The following is a 24,452-nucleotide window of genomic DNA, read 5'->3' as shown; positions in this document are numbered from 1 at the left end:
TTAACAACTGTCCGTTAGCTCTGCCTGGAAGCCAATTGACAGCTTGTGACCATATTATGATATGGTCACCATCCGCATCGACTCGAGGAATTTTCCATGCTACCCCTGCGCCCCCTGGCTTTTTTTCTGAGCACCGGCTTGTTGACAGGTTGCGCGGTCGGCCCGGACTACCATCGTCCCGCAGTCCCACTTTCGAGTCGTTACGTAGGCCAGCCTCTGGTCGAACAGCGGTCCGCGAGCGTTCGGGCCGACTCGATTATCTGGTGGGAAGCGTTTGGTGATCCAAACCTCACGGTGTTTGTCACCAAGGCCCTTGAACAAAACCTGGACTTGGCGCAGGCATCGGCGCGCGTGACGCAGGCACGGGCCGGACTGGGCGCAGCGAACGCCGCTTTGCTGCCCTCGGGAAATATCAGTGGCCAGGCCGCGCGCGCCTACCAGTCGGTGGAGACCCCGCTCGGCCAGGTGCTCGATTCAACGCCTGGCTATGATCGATACGGAAGTTCCTACGAACTCAACCTCGGCGCCAGTTGGGAGATAGATGCCTTCGGCGGCCTGCGGCGTGGACGCGAAGCAGCGCTGGCGGACTACCAGGCGTCCGAGGCCGGTGCGGTCGCCACGCGCTTGGCGGTCGCCGCGCAGGTCGCCGACACCTACATCACCGTTCGTGGACTGCAGGCCCGGCTGGACATTGCAAACCGACAGGTCAGGACGCAGCAAGACCTGCTAAAAAAAATCCAATTGCTGTACAACAAAGGCCTCGCCGCCAGCTATCAGGTTCGCCAGACCGAGGGGCAACTGGCACAAGTCCAGGCAACGTTACCGGTCCTGCAGACCGGCCTGGATGCCGCGATGAACGCCTTGGATGTCATGCTCGGCACTCCGCCCGGCACCCATCGGCCGCTATTGGCCGAGCGCCGCGACATTCCCCTCGCCCCACAAATAACCACAACCGGAACGCCGGCGGACCTGCTGCGTCGCCGGCCAGACCTGATCGTCGCCGAGCGTCACCTTGCGGCCTCCAATGCGCGCATCGGCGAGGCCGTCGCCGAGTACTATCCAAAGTTCTCCCTCAGCGCCTTGCTCGGCAGCGCCACGGCGGTGTCCGGCGGTAACTTGTTCAGTGGCGGCGCCAGCCAATCGGCGGGCGTGCTGGGGCTGCGCTGGAGGCTCTTCGATTTTGGCCGCATCAACGCCCGGATCGACGAGGCCAAGGGCGAGGAAGCCGAAGCGTTGGCTGCTTATCGCCAGTCCGTGCTGCGCGCCACTGAAGACGTCGAAAACGCCTTTAGCGCGCTGGTCAATCGCGAAACCCAGGCGACCACCCTCACCCAAGGCGAAACGTCTTTGAACCAGGCCCGTCAATCGGCCTTCGTCGCCTACCAGAAAGGCACCGCCAGCCTGATCGACGTGCTCAACGCCGACGAGACGTTGCTGCAGGCATCCGATGCCCGAGCGCAGGCTCGAACGGAATCAGCACGGGCAGCGGTCGCGGCATTCCGTGCGCTTGGCGGTGGTTGGCAAGCTCCCGAGGAAGGAGCTGTGGCGACAAGGTGAACATTTTTAGAAATGGTCACTAAATAGCTGCGAGAGTGGCCATCAGCCAAAGCTCAGGGCATCAGGCTACGCAGGATGAGATTGGTCGTGAGCGTGGGGGCTTCCTCGACGAAGTCGAGGTTGTATTGCAGCAGCAAGGGGTTGACGAACGGCCGCAAGGCCAGGTGGATGGCCTCCACCGTTTCGTCCAGAGGCGTGCGTCGTTCAAACTCGCCGAGCTCACGCCCTTGGCGGATGATCTCCAGCACGAAGCTCTTGATCCGTTCGTTATACGCCTGGGAACTAGGCCAGCGCTCCGAAGCCGAGAAAGCCGCGATATCGTAGAGCTTGCGGTCGTTGAAAAACAGGTTCACGCCCGTGACGACTAATGTTTTGACCAGCCTGCGCAAGCGCTCCGTTGCCGTCAGCCCGTTTACGTTGATCGCCTCTTCCACCGCCTCGACGATCGTCGACAGGCAGTTGGCGCAGATCGCTTCGCCGATCGCCTGCTTGGAATCGAAGAACTTGTAGATGTACGCCTTGGAGAAGCCGATAGCCTTGGCCAGGTCGGAAACCGTGGTCTTGCCAAAGCCGTACTGGCTGAAATGTTCATGGGCGGCCGCTATGATCTGGTCACGAATGTCGTGATCGGCGGGTCCACGGGCGCTGGGTGGTGCAATGGATGGCTGGTTCATCGGGGCAGCTTACGCATCCCGACGACCGTTGACAACTTATGACCAAACCTGGATTTAGTCACAATCCCATCGCCCTGTCGTCTCTGACTACTCGATTACGCGGGCATACACCGATCGATCGATATTACCGCCGGACAAAATCACCCCGACCTTCTTCCCTTCCATCTTCCCGCGCTCCTGGATAAGCGCCGCCAACGCCGCCGCGCCGGCACCTTCGGCCAGGTTGTGGGTGTCGGTGTAATAGACGCGCATGGCCTCGGCAATTTCCTGGTCGCTGACCGCTACGATGCGCGCCGCGCCAGCGCCGTAGATGGCGAAGGCCTGTGCAATCGGCTTGCGCACGGCGAGGCCGTCGGCAAAGGTATCGGCCGAGGCGGTTTCGCGGATTTCACCCGCTTCAAATGACAGTTTCGCCGCCGTCGCCTCGGTGGACACCACGCCCACGACCTGGGTTTGCAAGCCCAGGGCATCACGGGCAGCGATGACCGCGCAGATCCCGGAGCCGCAGCCAATGGGCACGTAGACGGTGTCTAGGTCAGGCACGGCCTTGAACAGCTCGAGCGCGTAGGTAGCGACGCCTCTGACCAGCTCGGTATGAAACGGCGGTACGAGATAGAGTCCCTGGGTCTGCGCCAGGCGTGCCGCTTCTTCACGAGCCTCATCGAAATCGCGGCCGTATTCGATCACTTCGCCACCGAAGCCGCGCATGGCGTCGTTCTTCTCGACCGAGTTTCCCTCCGGCACCACGATCAATGCCCGCAGCCCCGCCGCGCTGGCCGCCAGCGCCTGGCTCTGGCCATGGTTGCCACGGGTCGCGGTGACAATGCCTTTCGTTCGCGGATGCTCACGCTTGAGCCAATCCATGAATGTGATGCCGCCGCGGACCTTGAACGCGCCCGTGGGGGTATGATTTTCGTGCTTGACCCACACCGTGCAACCGAGGCGTTGCGCCAGCAAGGGCCAGGCGTACTGGGCCGTGGCGGGCATGACCTGGTAGACCTGGCGAGCCGCTTGTTCGATATCGTCGAGAGTCAGTGCGTACATGATGGGTCTCCTTGGGTTTCGGCCAGTCTAGCCAGGGACGCCGAAGCCGGGCTTTCAAAAAACTGACCTGACTTTTGTCCCCTCGCTTCACTACTATGGGTAGATGAGCCATCGAAACCGCCCACAGCCACCGCGCCCGACTGAATCGACCCGTCGCGTCGAGGCCGGCCCGTGGCTCATCGAACTGCTCCCCGGTAGCGCCTATTCGGCTCGATACGTTGCAACCCAGCCGGTCATCGGCTTTGCCTTCGACAGCCAGCGAGGCCTGCATGCCATTGGCAGCGACCGGGTGCAGCCGTTCTACGCCAAGCCCAACGGCCTGGCGTTCGTCCCAGCCCAGTGCGACGTGTATTCGGAGTCACCCGTAGGCGGCGAATACCTGCGTTTGGTGCGCACTGACGGCGTCGTGCTGCCTGGAGATCATGCGTTCAACAATCGCGTCGACCCACGCGCCAGCGCCCTCGCGCAACGCATGCGCAAGGCGTTGCTGCACGCTTCGGTCGAAGATGATTGGCAAGCCTGGGCCGTGGCGCTGGCCGAGCGCGTGACGCCGGGCGAACATTCTTGCGCAACGCTCCAGGGCTCCATGACCGACAGCCGGATGCGCCTGCTCGACGAGTTCATCGATGCCGGCCTCGATCAACCGCTGGGCGTCTCGGCAATGGCGCAGTTGCTGGGATTGTCCGAAGGTTATTTCATGCGCGCCTTCAAGTTCGCGACGGGCAAAAGCCCCTACGCTTACCTGATCGACCGCCGCCTCGCCAAAGCCCGGGCGTTGATACGCGACTCATCGGCGACGTTGGCACAAATCGCCCACGCCTGCGGTTTCAGCTCCCAGGCGCACATGACAACAACGTTCAAGCAGCGCCTAGGGGTGAGCCCGGCGCAGTTGCGCCAGATGACGAGTGGCGTTTGACGCCCTTGACTTAATGGTCCAGTTTTTAAAAGAAGCCAAGACAGCATCCCGTTCATTGATCAGAGGGCCACTGCCGCCTATGAATGAGGCACGAAGGAACTCCCCCGCTATTCGTCGTTGGACACCCCAGTGCCGTTGATCCCTCTGGTTGTGTGCGATGACTCCACCATGGCGCGCAAGCAAGTGTTGCGTGCGCTGCCGCAAGACTGGCCGGTTTCAGTCACCGAGGCGGTCAATGGCCGCCAGGCCATGGATGCCATACGTCAGGGCCTCGGCCATGTGGTGCTGCTCGACCTGACCATGCCGGAAATGGATGGATACCAGGTCCTGAGCGCGTTGCGCGCCGAAGGCCTCAAGGCGCAGGTCATCGTGATTTCCGGTGACATCCAGGATGAGGCCGTGCGCCGCGTCCTTGAGCTGGGCGCGTTGGCCTTCCTGAAAAAACCATTCGATGAAAACGAACTGCGCCAGACCCTCAACCGCGTGGGGCTGTTGAGCCAGCCCGCTCAGGCGCCGCCGCAGAACCGAGCGACACCGAACACGGCCATCAGCTTCCAGGACGCGTTCCGCGAAACGGTCAACGTTGCCATCGGCCAGGCCGCCGCCCTGATTGCCAAGGTGCTGGGGGTTTTCGTGCAACTGCCGGTGCCGAACGTCAACGTGCTCGAAGTCGGCGAATTGCACATGGCCTTGAACGACGTCGGCGGTTCCCAGCAACTCACGGCCATCTGCCAGGGGTTTATCGGCAGCGGGATTGCCGGCGAAGCCCTGCTGATCTTCCATGATTCGGAAATCGCCGATATCGCCCAGTTGATGCAGCGCGAAAGCGCCGACTATTCAGACCTGGAGATGCTGGTGGACCTTTCGAGCATCCTGATCGGTGCGTGCCTGAGCAGCATCGCCGAGCAGATCGATGTGGTGTTCTCCCAAGGTCATCCGCAGGTCCTCGGCCAGCATGCGGCCATCGAGGAATTGATCCGGGCAAACCGCGTCCATTGGAAAAAAACCCTCGCGGTGGAGATCAGCTACGGCCTCGAAGGCCAGGATATCCGCTTCGACCTGTTACTGCTGTTCACGGAGGATTCCATCGAGCGGCTGACCCACAAACTCGCCTACCTGATGAGCTGAGCCATGACCGACTCCATCGATCTGAACGAATTCCACTGGTTGCTGGCCATCGTTCAGAGCATCGACGTCGGCGTGGTGGTGCTCGACCGTGAGTACCGCGTTCAGGTCTGGAACACCTTCATGGAGAACCGCTCCGGCGTCCAACCCAAGGACGCCCAGAACCGGAATTTCTTCAGCCTGTTCCCGGAAATCGACCGCCAATGGTTCAGCCGCAAGGTGGAAAGCGTCGCGACCCTGGGCACCCCCGCGTTCACAGTCTGGGAGCAGCGCCCGTACCTGATGCGCTTCAAGAGCTACCAACCGATCACCGGCCAGGAAGAGTTCATGTACCAGAACACCACCTTGCTGCCGCTGCGCTCGCCTGACAACCGAATCAACCATATCTGCCTGGTGATCTATGACGTCACCGACGTCGCGACCAATCGCCATCAGATCCAGGCCGCCAATGCACAACTGCAATTGCTCTCCAGCACCGATCGCCTGACCGGCCTCTATAACCGCGGCCATTGGGAAGGCACCCTGAAAGCCGCCTACGCCCGCCATCAGCGCTATGGCAACGCCCTGAGCCTGGTGATGCTGGACATCGATCATTTCAAGCAGGTCAACGACACCTACGGCCACCAGGCCGGCGACAAGGTGATCGAACAGGTTGCCGCGCTATTGCACGAGCACGTACGCGAGTCCGACGTGGCCGGGCGCTACGGGGGCGAAGAGTTCGGCGTGGTGCTGTCGGACACCGACCAGGCCGGCGCACGGATTTTCGCAGAGCGCCTGCGCAAGGCTGTCGAACAATTGTTGGTGCAGTACAACGGCCAGGAGATTCGGTTCACCATCAGCCTGGGCGTGGCCGACCTGAGCACGCCGGCGAACGACCACGCCGAGCTGATCGCCCGGGCCGACCAGGCGTTGTATACATCGAAGAAGACAGGGCGCAATCGCGTGACGGTGCATGGCTAAGGACGGCACCGAACCCTATCGCGAGCAGGCTCGCTCCCACAGGGTCATGCGCATGCCGTTATTTGGCGAACAACTGACTCATGTCCTTGAACGCCTTGAACTCCAGCGCATTGCCGCAAGGGTCGAACAGGAACATCGTCGCCTGTTCGCCCACCTGCCCCTTGAAACGCACGTAGGGCTCGATCACAAATTGAGTGCCGAAGGATTTCAGTCGCTCGGCCAGCGCTTCCCATTCAGCCCACCCCAATACCACACCAAAATGAGGCACCGGCACATCGTGCCCATCCACGGCGTTGCTGTGCACGCTTTCCTGGGACGCGGTCTTGGGGTGCTCGTGGATCACCAACTGGTGACCGTAGAAATTGAAATCGACCCACTGTTCACTGGAGCGGCCCTCCTCCAACCCAAACACTTGGCTGTAAAAAGTACGGGCTGCCGCAAGGTCATAGACCGGAATTGCTAAATGGAAAGGCGAGACGCTCATCGGGACTCCAAAGATTCAATCATGGGATACGCAACCGCGCGTTTGCCCATCGTAGGCGCGGGAACCGAACAATAAAATCAATATAAATTTCTTAGAAAGACCATTAATCTTTATCAATGATCAAAGAACTCAAGACCCTCATTGCCGTCGCGCGCGAAGGCACCTTCGCCGCAGCCGGGCACAAGATCGGCCTCACCCAGGCGGCGGTCAGTGCGCAGATCCAGCGCCTGGAAGCCGAGCTGGGCTTCGAGCTATTCGACCGCAAGGGGCGCACGGCCCACCTCAACAAGCGGGGCCACCAGGTTCTCCTGCAAGCCCAGGAACTGCTTCGCCTTTACGAGAGTCTCGGCTCCGCCACCCCCGGGCTTCCCGCCAGCGTGCTGGTGAACATCGGCGCGATCGCCTCGGTCCAGCGCTCGTACCTGCCGGACGCTCTCGCCAGGTTTCACCAGCAATGCCCGCAGTGCCGCACACGCATCGTGCCGGGCCTGTCGGTGGAATTGATCAATCTGGTGGACGCCGGTGAAATCGACATGGCCGTGATGATCCGCCCGCCGTTCTCGCTGCAAAGTGATCTGCGCTGGACCACCCTGGCATTGGAGCCTTATCGGCTGATCATTCCCCGTGCAATGCCCGGCGAGGATTGGGCGGCGCTGCTGTCCAGCCAACCCTTCATCCGTTATGACCGGTCCTCGTTCGGCGGCAGGCAGGTCGATCGTTTCCTGCGGCAGATGCATTTCACCCTGCGGGAAGTGTGCGAACTGGATGAACTGGACGCGATCATCAAACTGGTGGAAAAAGGCGTCGGTGTCGCCCTGGTGCCGCATACGTCAGCCCATCAGCCGTGGCCCAAAGGCGTGCGGGCCCTAGACCTGGGGCCACACACGTTTCATCGGGACATCGGCCTGATCCATCGGTCGCGACAGAGCCTGGCCGACCCCGTTGCGATTCTTGCGGAGCTGGTCATCGAGCAAGCAGGCACGCCCGCAAGCGCGTCAGGTGTCGCAGACCCGAATAGGATTGGCGGCACTACTTACCCTTGAACGCTTCCCGGATCAATCCGCCTGCACGGTCACCTGACGCTGCTCACCCAATCCTGCAATCCCGAGGCGCATGGTCTGGCCCGGCCGCAGGAACACCGGGTTGGGCTTGATGCCCAGCCCGACACCCGGCGGCGTGCCGGTCGAAATGACGTCGCCCGGTTGCAGGCTCATGCACCGGCTGAGGTAGGCGATCAGTTGCGGCACGCTGAAGATCAGCGTCCGGGTGTTGCCGTTCTGATAGCGATGCCCGTCGACTTCCAACCACAGGTCCAGCGTATGCGGGTCTGGGATCTCATCCTTGGTCACCAGCCACGGCCCGAGCGGGCCGAAGGTGTCGAAGCCTTTGCCTTTGTCCCAGGTGCCGCCACGTTCGAGCTGCCATTCGCGCTCCGACACGTCGTTGATGACGCAATATCCGGCGACGTGCTCCAGGGCATTCGCTTCGTCGATGTAGCGCCCGCCTTTGCCGATGACCACGCCCAGCTCGACTTCCCAGTCGGTCTTGAGCGAGCCGCGGGGGATCTGGATATCGTCATTCGGCCCGCAAATGGCACTGGTCCATTTGTTGAAGATGATCGGCTCTTTTGGCACCTCCATGTTAGATTCGGCGGCATGATCGGCGTAGTTCAAACCGATGCAGATGAACTTGCCGACCTGCCCGACGCACGGGCCGATCCGAGGCTGGCCGGTCACCACCGGCAAGCTGTGCGGGTCGATGGCCGCGAGTCTGGCCAGGCCTTCCGGCTCCAGGACGTTGCCGGCGATGTCCGGCACATGGCCCGACAGGTCGCGGACCTGATGGTCGTCATCCAGCAGCCCGGGCTTTTCCGAACCTTTTTCGCCGTATCGCAACAGTTTCATGAAGTGCTCCTGTTCAAGTGAAAACTCAAAGGCTCATGCCGCCATCGATCACGTGCACCGCTCCCGTGGTGTAGGCGGACGCGTCACTGCCCAGGTACAGCGCCAGTTGCGCGATTTCCTGAGTGTTGCCAATGCGCCCCATGGGCTGACGGTCGAGAAACTGCCGGTAGACCTGTTGCACATCGACACCCTGCTGCGCGGCCTGGTCGGCAATGCGCTGGCGCAGCGATGGTGAATCCACGGTGCCGGGGCAGATCGCGTTGCAGCGGATCCCCTGGCTGACGAAGTCGATGGCGACAGATTTGGTCAGCCCCACCACCGCTGCCTTGCTGGCAGCGTAGGCGAAACGATTGGGCACGCCTTTGACACTGGACGCCACCGACGACATGTTGATGATCGACCCGCCACCCCGCGCCAGCATGCCCGGCAGGAACGCACGGATCATCCGGTACATGGCCGTGACGTTGAGGTCCATCGAACGCACCCAGGCCGCTTCGTCGCAGTCCAGGATGTTGCCGCTGTGCACGTAGCCGGCGCAGTTGAAGAGCACGTCCAGGCCGCCGATCCAGTCGCGGACAGCCTCGATGGCGCTGGCCGAGGTGACATCCAGGGTGACCGCCGTCACCCCTTCGATGCCCGCCAATGCGCGCGTATCGATGTCACTGGCAAACACCTCGGCCCCGGCCTGGGCGAAGGCCACCGCGCTGGCGAGACCGATACCCTGCCCGGCCGCCGTCACCAGTACCCGTTTGTTCTGCAAGCTCATGCGGTCTCCAGTTGCGTTGCCGGGACTGCGCTTTTTGGTGCCCTGGCGAGCATCGAGGCCGGAATGGCCAGGATCAGCCCGCCACTGACCAACAGGCACAGGGCCAGGACATACGTACCATTGTTGATATTACCGGTAAGCGTCTCGGCCACGGCGGTGATCATCGATCCGGTGAAGCCCGACAGGTTGCCGATGGCGTTGATCATGCCGATCCCGGCAGCGGCAGCGACGCCCGACAACACGGTGCCCGGCAGGGTCCAGAAGATCGGCATAAGGCTCAGGATCCCCGAAGCGGAGACGCTGAGGAACAGCACCGACAGCACCAGGTTATCGGCGAAGAACGCACTGAGGATCAGCCCGGCGCCACCGATGAAGGCTGGAATCGCCGCGTGAAGGCGCCGCTCACCGGTGCGGTTGGAGTGCCGGGCGTTGAGCAGCATCGCCACGACGGCCACCGAATAAGGGATGGCGGTGAGCAAACCGATGTGCAGGCTGTTGGTGATGCCGGTGCTCTTGATGATCGAAGGCATCCAGAATGCCAGGCCATAGAAGCCGGTGTTGAAGGTCAGCAAAATCAACACCAGCAACCACACCCGAGGGTTGAAAAACACCTCGCTCAAGCGCGACGCCTTGCCCTGGTTGTCGGTTTGCAGGTTGGCCTTGAGCATGGCTTTTTCTGCTGCCGACAGCCACTTGGCCTTGTCGATGTTGTCGGCCAGGCAGACGATTACCACGAAAGCCATGATGATCGAAGGAATGCCCTCGATGATCAGCATCCATTGCCAGCCGGACAGGCCTTGCACGCCCTGCATGCTATTCATCAGCCAGCCGGACAAGATCCCGCCGAGGGTCAGGCTGACCGGCAAGGCCAACAGGAACCCGGACATCACCCGGCTCTGCCGGTGGGTCGGAAACCAGTAATTGAGGTAAAGGATCACGCCCGGGAAAAAGCCCGCTTCACAGATACCCAGCAGGAAACGCAGCACATAGAACATGGTGCTGGATTCGATATGGAAGAACGCCGCCAGCGGCACAGTGTAGGCCACCGCCATGGAGATCACCGCCCAGCTGAGCATGATCCGGGCGATCCAGAACCGCGCGCCAAAGCGATGCAGCAACAGGTTGCTGGGGACTTCGAACAGGAAATAGCCCCAGAAAAACATACTGGCGCCCAAGGCATAGACCGTGTTGCTGAATTGCAGCTCGTTGAGCATGTCGAGCTTGGCGAAACCGATGTTCACCCGGTCGAGGTAGGCCGCCATGTAGCACAACAGCAGGACAGGCAGGATTCGCCAGATGACCTTGCGGTAGGTCCGGTCCTCGAAATCGAGTCCGCTGGCGGAAGCCTGGGCGGGCGAATGCTCGGAGATGGTTTGCATGAGGTAACCCCTGATTGTTTTTATTGGGTCACGTCGAATGAGCGAGTCATCCGGCGATTGAACGAGGACTCTACTGTCGGGAAGCGATTCTTTCCCAATGGCATTTTTGGATTAGTTGATAACCCAGTGTTATCAGAAATCGTAGGGGGCTACTGCGTAGCCCAGCGGGAGCAAGCTCCCTCGCCACGGGTTCAGCGCAAGCAGGCTGTGTGGTAGCGAGCTTGCTCGCGATGGGGCGGCACGTTCAACCACTCAAGCGGGCGTTGTCCTTGAGGATCTCGGCGAACTCCAGGGCCGCGCCCACCAGCGGCTCGTCCTTGCGGGTGAGAATGCCGTAGTCTTGGGGCACCAGGTGCAGCGGCGTGTCAAGGGTCTTGAGCTGGCCGCTTTCGAGCAACGGGTCGACCATGGCGTTGGGCAACATGCCAATCATGGGGCCACGTTGCAGGACCTGGAGGAAAGTCTGCATCGAAATCGTGTCGATGGTGTTGCGCGGCATCCCCACACCAGCTTCGGCAAAGGCCAGCTCCATGCGGGCGCGAATCGGCGTGCCGACCGGATAGAGAATCCACGGCAGGTCCACCAGTTGCTGCAAGGATGTCGGCCCAGCGTTGGCCAGCGGATGGCGATCGTTGACCACGATGCAGAACGGTTCGGGGGCCAGGGGCTGGAAGTCGTAGCGCTGCTGCTGGCTTTGATCGGTGAAACGCGCCACGGCCAGGTCGAGCTTCTTTTCTTCGAGCATCTTCATCAGATGATTACTGGTTTGCTCCACCACTTCGATGGACAGCAAGGGCCAGCGCTGCTTGATCTGCAGGATCGCCTCGGGCAACGCCACCGCCGTCGCGGCAAAAATACCGCCGACCTTCAAGTAACCGTGGCCACCTTCTCGCAGGCTGCTGATCTGTTCGACGAACGAACGGGCGTCATTCAGGGCTATTTGCGCGTAGCGCAGCACGTGCTCGCCCAGGGCGGTGGGCGGCATGCTGCGCGGTCGACGCTCGAACAGGGCGAAGCCGAGCAGGCTCTCGATTTCCTTGAGCATTTTGCTCACGGCCGGCTGGCTGAGGTTCATCTGCTCGGCCGCCAAATGCATGTTGCAGGTGCGTCCCAACGTGTCGATCAGCAGCAGATGACGAAATTTGAGCCAGCCGCAAAAGCTGGAAAAGGACAGATCGGACATGGGTATTCCTCGGCGGCGCAATAACCAGGCGTTATCGGATACTGAATATATCTCATTGGAGTTCATCGACAACGGGCCCTAGCGTGAAGGCTTTACGAACCAGGAAGCCTGTCCATGTCGCTATTGCTTACTCCCGAGAACACTCTGCCGGTCGATGGCGTGGCCGGCACGTTGATTGGTCGCGCCTGGGTCCCGGGGCGGATCGCCGGGCCTTCGCCCATCGTGCTGCGCAGCGACGGGGTGTTCGACCTCTCGGATCGGTTCGCGACACTTAGCGACCTACTGGAAACACCCTCGCCCCTGGCGACGGTAAGAGAGACGCCTGGCACCTTCATCGCCACCCTCGAAGCACTCTTGGCCAACACCGGCCCCCACGCCGACCCGGCCAAGCCGTTCCTGTTGCCTCCGCTGGACTTACAAGTGATCAAGGCGGCCGGCGTGACGTTCGCGGCGAGCATGATCGAGCGGGTCATCGAGGAACAGGCCGGCGGCGACGCGGCCCGCGCCGAAGCCGTGCGCGCCACGGTCCACGGCGTGATCGGCGACAACCTGCGCTCGATCGTGCCAGGCTCCGAGCAAGCGATGCGCCTCAAGGCGTACCTCATCGAACAAGGTATGTGGTCGCAGTATTTGGAAGTGGGCATCGGCCCGGACGCGGAAATTTTCACGAAGGCGCCGGTGCTGGCCGCCGTGGGCAGCGGCAGCCAGATCGGCATTCACCCGGCCTCGCAATGGAACAACCCGGAACCGGAAGTGGTGCTGGCGGTGAACAGCCGTGGCCAGATCCACGGCGCCACCCTGGGCAACGACGTCAACCTGCGGGACATCGAAGGCCGCAGTGCGCTGTTGTTGAGCAAGGCCAAGGACAACAATGCATCGTGCGCCATTGGGCCGTTCATTCGCCTGTTCGACGAGCAGTTCAGCCTGGACGATGTGCGCGCCTGCGAAGTCGATCTGCACGTACAAGGCGAAGACGGTTACCGGCTGCACGGTTGCAGCTCCATGAGCCAGATCAGCCGCGATCCGCAGGACCTGGCCGGCCAGACACTCAACGCCAACCATCAATACCCCGATGGCTTCCTGCTGTTTCTCGGTACGCTGTTCGCCCCCACCGAGGACCGTGATCATGCCGGCAGCGGTTTCACCCACAAACTCGGCGACCGCGTCAGTATCAGCAGCCCGCTACTGGGCAGCCTGCATAATCAGGTGACCCATAGCTGCGACGCCGCGCCGTGGACCTTCGGCGTCGGCGCGCTGCTGCGTAACCTCGCCGCGCGGGGGCTGCTCGATCGCTGAGCCCGACTGATCGTCGATTCACCCAATTACAAGAGAGAAATGAATCATGAGTGACACGCCAAAACGCCGCCTGCGCAGCGAGCAATGGTTCAACGACCCGGCCCACGCGGACATGACCGCGCTGTATGTCGAACGCTACATGAACTACGGGATGACCCGCGAAGAGTTGCAATCGGGCCGGCCGATCATTGGCATCGCCCAGACCGGCAGCGACCTGACACCCTGCAACCGCCATCACTTGGAACTGGCGCAACGGGTCAAGGCCGGGATCCGCGACGCCGGTGGCATTCCGATGGAATTCCCGGTGCACCCCATCGCCGAACAGTCGCGTCGCCCAACGGCGGCCCTGGACCGAAACCTGGCGTATCTGGGCCTGGTGGAAATCCTCCACGGCTATCCCCTGGACGGCGTTGTGCTCACCACCGGTTGCGACAAGACCACCCCCGCCTGCCTGATGGCGGCAGCCACCACCGACCTGCCGTCCATCGTGCTGTCCGGCGGGCCGATGCTCGACGGTCGTCACAAGGGCGAGCTGATCGGCTCCGGCACAGTGCTGTGGCACGCTCGCAACCTGATGGCCGCTGGCGAGATCAACTACGAAGGTTTCATGGAAATGACCACGGCGGCCTCGCCCTCCGTGGGCCACTGCAACACCATGGGCACCGCCCTGTCGATGAACGCGCTGGCCGAAGCCCTGGGCATGTCGTTACCCGGTTGCGCAAGCATTCCGGCGCCGTACCGCGAGCGCGGGCAGATGGCCTACGCCACTGGCAAGCGCATCTGCGAACTGGTGCGCCAGGACGTGCGCCCTTCCCAGATCATGACGCGTGAAGCCTTCGAAAACGCCATCGCCGTCGCCTCGGCACTCGGCGCATCGAGCAACTGCCCGCCGCACCTGATCGCCATCGCCCGGCACATGGGCGTCGAGTTGAGCCTGGACGACTGGCAAAAAATCGGCGAGGACGTGCCGCTGTTGGTCAACTGCATGCCCGCTGGCAAATACCTGGGCGAAGGCTTCCACCGCGCGGGCGGCGTGCCGGCAGTCATGCACGAATTGCAAAAGGCCGGCCGCCTGCATGAGAACTGCGCCACGGTCAGCGGCAAGACCATCGGCGAGATCGTCAGCGGCAGCCTGACCTGCGACGCCGACGTCATCCACCCCTTCGACACCCCACTCAAGCACCGCGCCGGTTTCATCGTGCTCAGCGGCAACTTTTTCGACAGCGCGATCATGAAGATGTCGGTGGTGGGCGAAGCGTTCCGCAAGACTTACCTGTCCGAACCCGGCGCCGAGAACAGCTTCGAAGCGCGGGCCATCGTATTTGAGGGGCCGGAGGACTACCACGCACGCATCGACGACCCGGCGCTGGACATCGACGAGCGCTGCATCCTGGTCATCCGCGGCGCTGGCACCGTGGGCTATCCCGGCAGCGCCGAGGTGGTGAACATGGCTCCGCCCGCCGCGCTGATCAAGCGCGGCATTGACTCCCTGCCGTGCCTGGGCGATGGTCGCCAGAGCGGCACCTCGGCGAGCCCGTCGATCCTCAACATGTCCCCGGAAGCGGCCGTTGGCGGCGGCCTGGCGCTGCTACAGACCAATGACCGGCTGAAAGTCGACCTGAACACCCGCACCGTGAACCTGCTGGTGGACGACGCCGAGATGGAGCGGCGCCGCCGCGCCTGGACGCCGAACTTCCCGCCGTCGCAAACGCCTTGGCAGGAACTGTACCGGCAACTGGTCGGCCAGCTTTCCACGGGAGGTTGCCTGGAGCCGGCCACGTTGCACCTGAGGGTGATCGCCCGCAGTGGTGAGCCGCGACATTCACACTGACTCAGCGCCACCCACCGCTTCCCGTGGCGAGCGAGCTTGCTTCCTCGCCACGGGGGCTCACAAATTCCCGAGCATTTCCCACAACGAAGCCCCCACCCCGGTAATGCTCTCCCCGGCAATCAACCCCGCCGCCGCCGTGATGGCGAAGCGTTCGGTGAGGCTCGGCCAGCGGCAGCTCACCAGCCAGGTCAGCACGGCGCCAAGGGCCATCATCAGCGACACCGAGGCCGGCAGGACAAACGCCAGGCCCAGGGCAGCCGTGCTGGGCAGGTAGCGGGCGCGATGGGCCGGCAGCAGGCTGTCGAGGATGCCCAGCAGCAAACCGACGGCGCCGCCGATGAAGATCGCCCAGCGGATGCTCACCGACAACGAGTCCAGGCCATGGGTCAGGGTTTGCGCCACGGCCTTCCAGGTGGCGACGGCCGGGGCCGGCCATTCTTCGGTGAGCAGCATGGTTTGCGGGTCGGGGATCAACGCCAGGTAAGCGAGCACGCCGACGATGCTGCCGATGAAAATCCCCAGCGTCTGGGCCAGCAGTTGCTTGCGCGGCGTCGCGCCGATCGCCCGGCCGACCTTGAAATCATTCATCAGGTCCGTGCATTGCCCCGCCGAACCGCCGGCGGTGTTGGCGCTCATCAAGTTGATCGGCACCTGCCCCGGTGCAACGATGCCGAAGCTCAGCTGGGACAGTTGCCCAATGGCGCCAATGGGAGGAATTCCGGTGGCGCCGACCACCCGGGCTGCCACCGCCGCCAGGCAAATGGCCAAGGGAATGGTCAGCAGCGCCATCCAGGGATTGATGCCGAACAACATGGCTTGCAGGCTGACCACCAAGACGATTGCCAGCAAAAACCCAACGGCGGGCCCGGCCTTGGGCACCGCCCAGGACGCCGCGCCACTGGCCTTGGTTGAGCGGTGCAGCGACCACAAGCGGATCGCCAGGGAAGCCAGGGTCGCGCAAACCATCAGGCTCACGCCCGGCCACAGCAGCCATTCCACTAGCACGGCGAATTGCGGGCCGCTGCTGCCGGGCGGTAAGTGCACGAGGCCATTTTCCAACAGCCACGGCGCCAACCCACCCCACGCCAACAGCGCGCCGAGCAACAGGGTCAGGCCGACACGGATGCCGATGATGCCGCCAAATCCCACCAGCAATAGCGACGGATCCGCGGTAAATGTCAGCCGCTCCAGTTGGGCGCTCGGCGACCAGCGCGGGATGGCCCAGACGAAGGTATCGACCCACTTGGCGAACCCGGACAGCACGGCTGCGCCGAGCAGCACCTTGAGGCGCGTCGCGGCTTCGTGGCCGTGATTGTAGATATGCAACAAGGTCTCCAGGGTCGCCATGCCCTCGGGAAACCTCAGCGCCTTGTCGTTGAGCAACGAGGGCCGCAGGTACCAGGCAATCCAGATACCCAGGAAACTCACCGAAAATACCCACGCGACCATGGGCAACGCGTCGAGTTGCTGGCCGGTCAGCAAGGTGTACGCCGGGATCGGCGCCACCAGCCCGCCGGAAATGATCGATGCCGCGGCCGACGCCACGGTCTGGTTGATGTTGCTCTCGTGGAGCGTCCAGGGCAGCCGGCCGGAGGATCGCTTGGCCAGGCCCTGCCAGATGCCGTAGCCCACCAGCAAGGCGATGATCGACATGTTGAACGACCAGCCGATCTTCAATCCCGCATAGACATTGGAGGGCGTCAGCAAAATACCCAGCACGATCCCGGTGATTACCGCGCGTGGGCTGAACTCGCGCTCTACGGGGCGCACGTGGGAGGTCGAGGTTGGATCCATGCGAATTCCTTATCGGCAGAAAACAGCGCGTTCACCCGGGGCGACGACCTAACAAGTGAGCGTTGTATTGACGGAAGGTTCACCGGCGCGTCCTGGCGTCCGCGTGATAGAGCGGTCGCCCGGAAGATGCGTAGCTGCGCTCAAGCAACACCCTCACCCAGCCGATAACCTGGATGACGAAGGCCCTCAGGCCTCGCCAGGCTCTGCTGGCTGCATAGGGTGATGATCAATGGCTTCGCTGCTTAACCGCTTACTGATGTGTGGCGCCCTGATGCTCCTGGTTGCAGGTGGATCGGCGTTGGCCATCGCGGCTGAGCCGCCACTGCGCATCGTCACCGAGGAGTTGCCGCCCTACAACATGACGCAGGACGGCCGGGTGACCGGCATGAGCACCGAAGTGGTCGAGGCTGTGCTCAAGGAGATCGGCGTCGAAGCGTCGATCCAGCCCATGCCTTGGGCGCGGGCCTATGAACTGGCGCTCAATGAAAGCAATGTGTTGATCTATTCCATCGTGCGCACCCCGGCACGCGAATCGCTGTTCCAGTGGATCGGCGCCATCGCCCCGACCCAGTGGTATATCTACTCCCTGGCCGAGCGGCCGGTGAAACTCGACTCCCTGGCCGATGCCCATGGGCACCAGATCGCTACCGTCAATCAGGATGTGGGCGAGCAGTTTCTCGTCTCGAAGGGCTTCCGCATCGGCGAAGAACTTCAGTCCAGCACCAAATATGAACACAATTACCGCAAGCTCAAGGTCGACCACGTGGAGCTGTGGATTTCCAACGAGCTCAATGCGCTGTACCTGACCCGTCAGAACGGCGAAGACCCGGACAAAGTATTGATCAAGTCGCTGGCGCTGCCCGAACTGAGCAGTGCCGACGGCCTGAGTATGGCGTTCAGCCGCAACACGCCGCCGCAGACCGTCGAAAAATTCCGCGCAGGCCTGCAAGCCATACGTCGCAACGGCGTCTACGATGCCATCGCGCGCAAGTGGTTATGAGATGGACAGCCATCTCACACCCCCACCCTCTCAACGGGCACAGGCCAAGACCCTCAGCTCCCTGGGTCGGCGCCTGGTCCTGGCGACCCTGCTGTTCTGCCTGTTTTTCACAGTGGCGATGGTCACCTGGCGCACCTGGCTGGCCTGGGAAAGCAACCTGACGGACATGAATGCCGAGCTGGGGCTGATCGACCAGGTTTTCCGCGACACCTTGGCTCATGCGATCTGGGAGATGGACCGCGACTCCCTGGACAAACAGCTTGCCAGCGTCGCCAAGGCCGCGCCGGTCGGACGCGTGGCGCTGAATGTCCTGCGGCCCGGCCGGTCGCCGGAAATCATCGAGCTCAATCGCTACACCACCGGTAACGAAGGGGTAGCACCGGTATTGCACCGCGAGCTCATCGCGCAGCCTTATCTCGGCGCCCACGAAAAAGTCGGCGAGCTCATCATCGAAGGCGATAACCAACTGCTGTGGCAGCGCCTGTGGGGCGAAGCGCGCAGCATCGTCATCACCCAGATCATCCAATCCATGCTGCTGGCGGGCCTGGTCATGACCATGTTCAACCGCCTGGTGACGGTCCACGTGGTGCATATCGCCCGGCACCTGGGCGAGCTCGAGCCACAAACACTCAAGCACCACCTCAAGCTGCAGCGTTCGGTGGATCGCCAGGACGAGTTGAGCTTGCTCGAATCCCAGGTCAATGAACTCCAGGACAATCTCCACGCCCACCTGGAGCGCCAGCGTTCGGACGAGCTGGCGATCGCCGCCAGCCGCGACCAACTGGTCGAGCTGGTCGAGGCGCGCACCGCTGAGCTCAAGGCCGCCAACCAGGCCCTCGAAGCCTTGTCCCGTCACGACGCCTTGACGGGCCTGGCCAACCGTCGCCATTTCGACGAGCTGAAGGAAGTCGAGTTTCGCCGCGCCATGCGCCACAAGACGCCGCTTGCGGTGCTGATGTGCGACGTCGATTTCTTCAAGATCTACAACGATACCTATGGCCATATGAACGGCGACCAATGCCTGCAACAGATCGCTGAAACCCTGCGCGAGGTCTTCGGCCGCTCTGGCGAGCTGACCGCACGGGTCGGTGGCGAGGAATTTGTCGTCCTGCTGCCCAATATCGACGCAGGGCAGGCCTGGGAGGCGGCCCAACGCTTGCGTGGCGCCCTGGCCGAACGCCAACTGCCCCACAGCGGCTCATCGATCTCCCCATTCGTCACCCTGAGCATCGGCGTCGCCGAGCTGGACCCCGAGGCCATGGATCATTTCGACCAATTGATGCAACGCGCCGACCAGGCGCTGTACCGGGCCAAGCACCAGGGCCGCAACCGCGTGTCCCTCTAATCATCGCCAAAACCGAGGTCTGTATGCGCCACTCATTGATGCTCTGTTCATGGGTATTCCTGGCCTTGAACAGCCTTCAAAGCCAGGCCGAAACCATCGAGGTCGTGACCGAGGACTCGTTGTATGCCTATCTGCGCGACGAGAAATTGGTCGGCCCCGGTATCCATATCGCCGCCGATACCTTGAAGCAGGCCGACCTCGACGATTTCCACATGGCCCTCTACCCCTGGGCGCGGGCCTATGAAATGGCGCTGCGCGAGCCCAACGTGCTCATCTTCCCGCTGGATCGCACCCCGGCCCGTGAACAGCTGTTCAAGTGGGTCGGTGAAATCCATCGCTCCACCAGCCGGCTCTACAAGCTGCGCGACACGGCCCCCATCGCCATTGGCACCCTGGAAGAGGCCAAGCAGTACAGCATCGGCGTGGTACGAAATGACGCCAAGCAGGTTTATCTGCAAGGTCGTGGCTTCAGCCGACTGGTCGTTTCAGCGAATAACCACGATAACTTCCAGAAACTGTTGAACCGTCAGGTCCAGCTCGTGCCGATGCCGGAGAACACCGCGCGCCTGATGAGCCAGGATGCCCGGATTGACTTCAATCTGCTGGAGGAGGTCTACGCGCTGGATGAGCAGCCCCATCGGGTTTACCTGGCGTTCAGCCTGAGCACACCCGACGAGACGGTCGCCAAGGCACAACGCGCTTTCGAACAGCTCAAGGCTTCGGGTGAAGTGGAGCGGATCATGAAGGAAAAGCGCTGACGCGCGGCACCGGTCAGCGACGTTGAACTCTCCCATCGAAGGCACCGTCTAGCCCATAAAGGCACAGATGTGAAGGTTCTTCGATGAGCACGTTCAACGCACTCCCGGATTCAATCCAGACCTTGTTGCTGGAACGCAACGATTGGGTACCCAACAACCCACGCCTGCCGGTGATCATTTACCGTGATGCGGTCGCGACCCATACCGACGATCTGGCCGCCCGCCTGGAGCAGACTTTCCGCGCCAACGGCTGGCCACCGCAATGGCGTTACGGGATCTACGACTTTCACCACTATCACACTGAAGGCCACGAAGTGCTCGGTGTTGCCAGCGGCAAGGCTCGCTTGATGATCGGTGGCCCCAACGGCCAAGTCATCGACGTCAAGGCCGGTGATGCGCTGCTTCTCCCCGCCGGCACCGGGCATTGCAACCTGGGCTCCAGCGAGGACTTCCTGGTGGTCGGCGCGTATCCACCCGGCCAGCAGGCCGACATCTGCCGCGAAGCGCCGAGCGAGGCGCAACTGGCAAACATCGAAGGGTTGCCGTTTCCGGATCGGGATCCGGTGCAGGGTGCCAACGGCGGCGTCAGCCGGTTTTGGACGGACCAACGCTGACATCTGGCCGAACATGTGAGCGGTCAGCGGCCGTATACCTGGCGCAACTGCTCCTGAGTCAACGCGTCTTCGAACGGCACCGGCACTGATTTCACCGCGCCGTAGAGGTTGCGGTAGCGCCAGTAATTCCCATTGTTGGCCAACTGATAACCGCGCTCGACTACACGCTGCCCATCAAGCACATAGCGAAGGGTTTCCTGGGCCGCTTCCGGCGGCGCCGGCAACATCAGGTCGGCAGCCAGCACACGCATCGACTCATCGATACATTCGTCGAGCGCCGTCGTCACTTGCGCCAGGTCCAGCGAGCCGTCGTCGACACAACGCTTGCCGCAACGCCGGATCGGCTGGCTGGAGACTTCAACGCGCATGCGATACAACGCCGAACCGGCGATGTCCTGGACTTGCACCTGATTGATCAATACGAAGCTGCCACGATCAGGCGTCAGCATCAGCTTGGGCTCGATCACCAGGCGGGCACTGATATCTCCCGCGCCCTGCTTGAGACCCGCTGCCAGCGAAGCCTGCTGGAAACGCTGTTGCAGGCGCTCCTGCAACGGCACGCCGGCAAGCAGGTCCGCCAACGGCCTGGACTCCTTCGCGGCGGTTTGTTCGGCATCGCGTTGCAAGCTACCGCTGCCCATCTGGGTATTGATCAGGCTGGCAACCAGCAAACCGGCAAGCCCAGCAGCGTTGCCGGAACTGGCGACCAGGTTATGACTCGACGAAGCAGCCTTCTGTGCGGCCTCGGCGTCCACCACGGTACTGGCGCCGACAAACGCCTGGGGCAGTTGCAGGTCAACCTTCACCCCGTGGGTCTGGACATAGGACACCGCGTCCAGCGTTTTGAAACCGGCCGGCGGGGCTGGCTTCTGCGCGCAACCCGCCACTATCAGCAAGGCCACCGAGCCGAGCGCTATCAATCCGCGCTTCATTGCTCGAACGGTGTGATCATTTGCTGGCGACTCGTGTCCATCGCCTGGTAAAAGGCGTTGGTCAGATTGGTGTAGTTCGGTTCGTCCCACTCGCCCTGGGCTGCCTGCACAACGGAGAAAGGCTTGAACCACAGGAGCCGGTTGTCGGCCAGATCGACCACCATGCCCTGCCCGCCCACCTGCGCCATCGGGACGCTGGTCGGCACGATGCTGTAATAGCTGCGGGTAGCGCCCGTTCCCATCACGTTCACCAGCAGCAGGCGATCGACACCGTAGGTGGCCTTGATCGGCGTCAGGTCACGGGTGGTGTAGCCTTCGCGGAAACTGACTTCCTTGTATTTAGTCAGGTCCACCGGCTCGTTGATGCGCTTGGCCTTGTAACCCTTGGCCTGCAATTTGGCCACGATGGCGTCCGGCAAGGTGTTGAGGTCGCGTACTTGCCATTTTTCAACGTTATCGCTGAGCTTGCTGTTGACGCCTTTATTGATGGCCAGGTCCAGCAACCCCTGATTGCCGGTCAGCGCCAGCACCGGCTCCGGCACCACGTTGATCGCCACGCCAATGGTCGGCTCCTTGGCGTCCCAGAATTGATGGTCCAGCGGTACCGGCGGTTGAACGTGGGCGCAACCGGTGAGGGTCAGGCAGGCAAGAACGGTCAGTGTCGCGAGGGTGCGAAGCGTACGAAAAGACATGTATCAAGTCCCTATGATTAAAATCGATGCTGCTCATATCGGCAGCTGCGGCAATAACAATAGTGGCATATTGATATTTATCTTTTCAATCTTCCTCACAGATCAAAGACTTCGACTGCCTCAGATCATCGGCGAACTGCTCACCACCCGCAACGCCAGCCCCTCGAACGCGTCCAAGGTAATGGTGAACTCGCCTTCCGACGTGAGATCCCCTTCGACTCGCTCATTGATGATGTCCACCACCGGTCCCGGCGCGATATCTGGCAGATGGAGGGTTTCAGTGATGGGCGTCGAGCCGAAATTCAGCGCGGTGATCTGCGTGCCTTTGCCGGCCGGCAGTTCATGGACCATGATCAGCAACCCTGGATGCTCAACGTCCGGAATCAATATCTGGCGACTCGCGGCGATGTCGTAGGCCCGGCGCGCGGCCAGGATTCTGCGCAGTTGCGAGGCGAACGAATCCGGATCCTTCAATTGGCTCGGCAGGCTGCCATACAACGTCCTGGCGCGGGGCATTTGCCCGGCAGACACCGGCGCTTGCGGGTTGAGGTCTACAAGGTCGTAGGCGCCGCGATGGATCCAGCGCGTGTCGCCGTCGCGCATCAAATGCTCGACCTGCTCCGCCGGCAACGGCAATGCCCCCACCAGATCCCAGCCTGACAAGGCGAACACGCCCGGCTGCATGGCGTTGAACATCACCAGCAGTAGATGCACCTGGCGAATCTGCTGGATATCGGCGGCGGTGATGGCATCGAGCTCGCGGATGCCCAGCGCGGCGGTGATGATGCTGGCCGTGGTGCAGGACACGCCGTTGGTCACGAACCTCAAGTTGTAAGGCGCATGTTCACCGGACAGGCGCTCATACATCTGCTCGCGGATGTGCTCGCGCAAGATGTTGCCGGGAAACGTCTGGCCTTGGTACAGGTAGGTGTCATGGGCGTGCAGCGTCCAGAAGTGCACCAACTCAAGGGTCAATTCGTCGTGGTTTTGCAGCGCGTGGATCAGCGACCCCGGATCGATGCCAAAGGCGTGCATCTGGCGCAGCATCAAGCGCAGGAATTCGGTATCGCCCATCAGCAAGGCATGCTGGTAGGCCGGTCGCGTGATGAAGTCATAGGACAGGTCCGCCCCGCCGTGGGACATGGCGGCGATGTCATCCAACGTCAGGTTCAATTCCTGGAAACTGAAACCCCCTGCCTTGCGAATCGCACCGCCGAGCAGCTGGTTACCGGTGATCGACAGCGGGTGGCTCTCGGACCATGCAGTGCCATCGAGCTTGCGCTCGACGCCCAGGAAACCGTTGGCGTCCAGGCGCAGGATCTTCGCCCCCATGCAATCGATGGCGTGCAGCGCATCGCCAATGATCATCTGTTGCGCGGCAAAGCTTGGATCAAGCCAGTTCAGCGACGGCTGCCCTTCCTTGAAGTAATGCAGGTAGACCCAACGCCGCGGCTTGCCATCCACACCCATGACGACGGGGGTTGCGCTCCAGTCGGTTTCCTTGACGCCGGGTTCGAAGAAGATCACCCGCTGCAACTGGCCGACGATGTAGTGCTTGTCGCGCAGGGCGTCCACCTGCTGCGCGGTGAGATTCTGCGCGTCGCGCCCCTCCTCGACTTCAGGCAACAGCGGCCAGTCTTCCTCGCGGATCTCCACCATGTGGTAGAGGCCTGGATAGTCGTCGTAGGCCATCTCCGCCAGGCGGAAATCCGCGCCCTTGCCGGTGTGGGACGGGATGACGTCGTCGATGACCACGGCATTGTGGGCAGCGGCCATGCGTGTCAATGCCTGCAACTGGGCCTCGGTGCCCAGTTCCGGGTCGATGTCGAAGCTGATGCGGTCGAAGTTGCCGTCGATCGTCGGCGTAAATTCAGTGCCGTGCAGGCCTCCGGACCTTTTCAAGGGGCCGTTGTGGATGCCCTGGATGCCGATCTTCGACAGCGCATGCCACAAGGTTTCATCCCCCAGCGCTTCGAGCACCGTGCCATCTTCCCGGGTGACGATGGAGGCCGGGTACGCGGTGAACCAAACGGAGGATAGCGCGCAGGCGTCACGGGGCCGGGTGTGTGCGAAGGGCTGTTGCCACAGGCGCCCTTGTCCCGAGTAAAGCTTGGCCCGCTGCCTCGCCGCCTTGAGCATCGATTGCTCCACCAGCCAGTCGACATGGTTTTTCTCAGCCATCGTCATGAAAACAATCA

General features: G+C 62.2%; 22 protein-coding genes. 11 read left to right on the top strand and 11 right to left on the bottom strand.

Annotation, left to right across the window (positions count from 1 at the left end; translation table 11 throughout):
- Positions 1-96 precede the first annotated feature (96 nt).
- Entirely contained in the window at positions 97-1,557 is a 1,461-nt protein-coding gene (locus J3Q04_RS11495; RefSeq protein WP_434606065.1) for an efflux transporter outer membrane subunit, read from the top strand.
- A gap of 53 nt (positions 1,558-1,610) precedes the next feature.
- Here the strand turns inward: J3Q04_RS11495 and J3Q04_RS11490 are convergent, their stop codons facing one another.
- Complete coding sequence (locus J3Q04_RS11490; protein WP_434606067.1) at positions 1,611-2,231, bottom strand: TetR/AcrR family transcriptional regulator; 621 nt, start codon at positions 2,229-2,231, stop codon at positions 1,611-1,613.
- A gap of 87 nt (positions 2,232-2,318) precedes the next feature.
- Positions 2,319-3,275 carry a threonine dehydratase gene (locus J3Q04_RS11485; RefSeq protein WP_434606068.1) on the bottom strand — a complete coding sequence of 319 codons (957 nt, stop codon included), beginning with the start codon at positions 3,273-3,275 and terminating at the stop codon, positions 2,319-2,321.
- Between the two features lie 103 nt (positions 3,276-3,378).
- On the opposite strand from J3Q04_RS11485, the gene J3Q04_RS11480 reads away from it, so the two are divergent.
- From J3Q04_RS11480 to J3Q04_RS11470, 3 genes are all read left to right on the top strand, one after another.
- Entirely contained in the window at positions 3,379-4,191 is an 813-nt protein-coding gene (locus J3Q04_RS11480) for a helix-turn-helix transcriptional regulator (RefSeq protein WP_434606070.1), read from the top strand.
- A gap of 168 nt (positions 4,192-4,359) precedes the next feature.
- Positions 4,360-5,319, top strand: coding sequence for a response regulator (locus J3Q04_RS11475; protein ID WP_434564113.1), 960 nt, complete (start codon positions 4,360-4,362; stop codon positions 5,317-5,319).
- A 3-nt stretch (positions 5,320-5,322) separates the two neighbouring features.
- Positions 5,323-6,276, top strand: coding sequence for a diguanylate cyclase (locus J3Q04_RS11470; protein ID WP_434606072.1), 954 nt, complete (start codon positions 5,323-5,325; stop codon positions 6,274-6,276).
- Positions 6,277-6,334: 58 nt separating this feature from the next.
- Here J3Q04_RS11470 and J3Q04_RS11465 read toward each other — a convergent pair whose 3' ends face one another.
- A complete protein-coding gene (locus J3Q04_RS11465; protein WP_434606075.1) occupies positions 6,335-6,760 on the bottom strand; it encodes a VOC family protein in 426 nt (141 codons plus the stop codon).
- 116 nt (positions 6,761-6,876) lie between these two features.
- Here J3Q04_RS11465 and J3Q04_RS11460 point away from each other — a divergent pair, with 116 nt between their 5' ends.
- On the top strand, positions 6,877-7,803 hold the full coding sequence (locus J3Q04_RS11460) for a LysR substrate-binding domain-containing protein (RefSeq protein ID WP_434606077.1): 927 nt from the start codon (positions 6,877-6,879) through the stop codon (positions 7,801-7,803).
- Positions 7,804-7,815: 12 nt separating this feature from the next.
- Here J3Q04_RS11460 and J3Q04_RS11455 read toward each other — a convergent pair whose 3' ends face one another.
- The 4 genes from J3Q04_RS11455 to J3Q04_RS11440 form a co-directional block, all read right to left on the bottom strand.
- A complete protein-coding gene (locus J3Q04_RS11455; protein ID WP_434606079.1) occupies positions 7,816-8,664 on the bottom strand; it encodes an ureidoglycolate lyase in 849 nt (282 codons plus the stop codon).
- A 25-nt stretch (positions 8,665-8,689) separates the two neighbouring features.
- Entirely contained in the window at positions 8,690-9,430 is a 741-nt protein-coding gene (locus J3Q04_RS11450) for an SDR family oxidoreductase (protein WP_420763700.1), read from the bottom strand.
- Positions 9,427-10,809, bottom strand: coding sequence for an MFS transporter (locus tag J3Q04_RS11445; protein ID WP_434606082.1), 1,383 nt, complete (start codon positions 10,807-10,809; stop codon positions 9,427-9,429). The genes J3Q04_RS11450 and J3Q04_RS11445 overlap by 4 nt, the downstream gene beginning before the upstream one ends.
- 244 nt (positions 10,810-11,053) lie before the next feature.
- Positions 11,054-11,992: a LysR family transcriptional regulator gene (locus J3Q04_RS11440; RefSeq protein ID WP_434559205.1), complete on the bottom strand. Its 939-nt coding sequence runs from the start codon at positions 11,990-11,992 to the stop codon at positions 11,054-11,056.
- Between the two features lie 114 nt (positions 11,993-12,106).
- Here J3Q04_RS11440 and J3Q04_RS11435 point away from each other — a divergent pair, with 114 nt between their 5' ends.
- A complete protein-coding gene (locus J3Q04_RS11435) occupies positions 12,107-13,288 on the top strand; it encodes a fumarylacetoacetate hydrolase family protein (protein WP_434559207.1) in 1,182 nt (393 codons plus the stop codon).
- Between the two features lie 46 nt (positions 13,289-13,334).
- The gene (locus tag J3Q04_RS11430) at positions 13,335-15,119 is read left to right on the top strand and encodes an IlvD/Edd family dehydratase (RefSeq protein WP_434559209.1); all 1,785 of its coding nucleotides are present in this window, start codon (positions 13,335-13,337) and stop codon (positions 15,117-15,119) included.
- A 57-nt stretch (positions 15,120-15,176) separates the two neighbouring features.
- Here J3Q04_RS11430 and J3Q04_RS11425 read toward each other — a convergent pair whose 3' ends face one another.
- Positions 15,177-16,913 (bottom strand): OPT family oligopeptide transporter, encoded by a 1,737-nt coding sequence (locus J3Q04_RS11425; protein WP_434606085.1) that lies wholly within the window; start codon positions 16,911-16,913, stop codon positions 15,177-15,179.
- 229 nt (positions 16,914-17,142) lie between these two features.
- Here J3Q04_RS11425 and J3Q04_RS11420 point away from each other — a divergent pair, with 229 nt between their 5' ends.
- The 4 genes from J3Q04_RS11420 to J3Q04_RS11405 all read left to right on the top strand — a co-directional run bounded on the left by J3Q04_RS11420 (position 17,143) and on the right by J3Q04_RS11405 (position 20,630).
- Positions 17,143-17,913, top strand: coding sequence for a substrate-binding periplasmic protein (locus J3Q04_RS11420; RefSeq protein WP_434606088.1), 771 nt, complete (start codon positions 17,143-17,145; stop codon positions 17,911-17,913).
- Position 17,914: 1 nt separating this feature from the next.
- The gene (locus J3Q04_RS11415; RefSeq protein ID WP_434606090.1) at positions 17,915-19,258 is read left to right on the top strand and encodes a GGDEF domain-containing protein; all 1,344 of its coding nucleotides are present in this window, start codon (positions 17,915-17,917) and stop codon (positions 19,256-19,258) included.
- Positions 19,259-19,281: 23 nt separating this feature from the next.
- Positions 19,282-20,016, top strand: coding sequence for a substrate-binding periplasmic protein (locus J3Q04_RS11410; protein ID WP_434559215.1), 735 nt, complete (start codon positions 19,282-19,284; stop codon positions 20,014-20,016).
- Between the two features lie 83 nt (positions 20,017-20,099).
- On the top strand, positions 20,100-20,630 hold the full coding sequence (locus J3Q04_RS11405; RefSeq protein WP_434606093.1) for a cupin domain-containing protein: 531 nt from the start codon (positions 20,100-20,102) through the stop codon (positions 20,628-20,630).
- Positions 20,631-20,653: 23 nt separating this feature from the next.
- Here the strand turns inward: J3Q04_RS11405 and J3Q04_RS11400 are convergent, their stop codons facing one another.
- The 3 genes from J3Q04_RS11400 to treS form a co-directional block, all read right to left on the bottom strand.
- The gene (locus J3Q04_RS11400; RefSeq protein ID WP_434606096.1) at positions 20,654-21,562 is read right to left on the bottom strand and encodes a hypothetical protein; all 909 of its coding nucleotides are present in this window, start codon (positions 21,560-21,562) and stop codon (positions 20,654-20,656) included.
- Positions 21,559-22,254 carry a hypothetical protein gene (locus J3Q04_RS11395; RefSeq protein ID WP_420763689.1) on the bottom strand — a complete coding sequence of 232 codons (696 nt, stop codon included), beginning with the start codon at positions 22,252-22,254 and terminating at the stop codon, positions 21,559-21,561. Before J3Q04_RS11395 ends, J3Q04_RS11400 begins: the two co-directional genes overlap by 4 nt.
- A 120-nt stretch (positions 22,255-22,374) precedes the next feature.
- Positions 22,375-24,441, bottom strand: a complete 2,067-nt coding sequence (treS, locus tag J3Q04_RS11390) for a maltose alpha-D-glucosyltransferase (protein ID WP_434606098.1) — start codon at positions 24,439-24,441, stop codon at positions 22,375-22,377.
- Between the last annotated feature and the right edge of the window lie 11 nt (positions 24,442-24,452).

Source organism: Pseudomonas sp. D4-21, from assembly GCF_051132125.1.
Lineage (GTDB): Bacteria > Pseudomonadota > Gammaproteobacteria > Pseudomonadales > Pseudomonadaceae > Aquipseudomonas.
The sequence above is the reverse complement of the archived record's forward strand: the minus strand, read 5'-3'. Positions and strand labels throughout refer to the sequence as shown.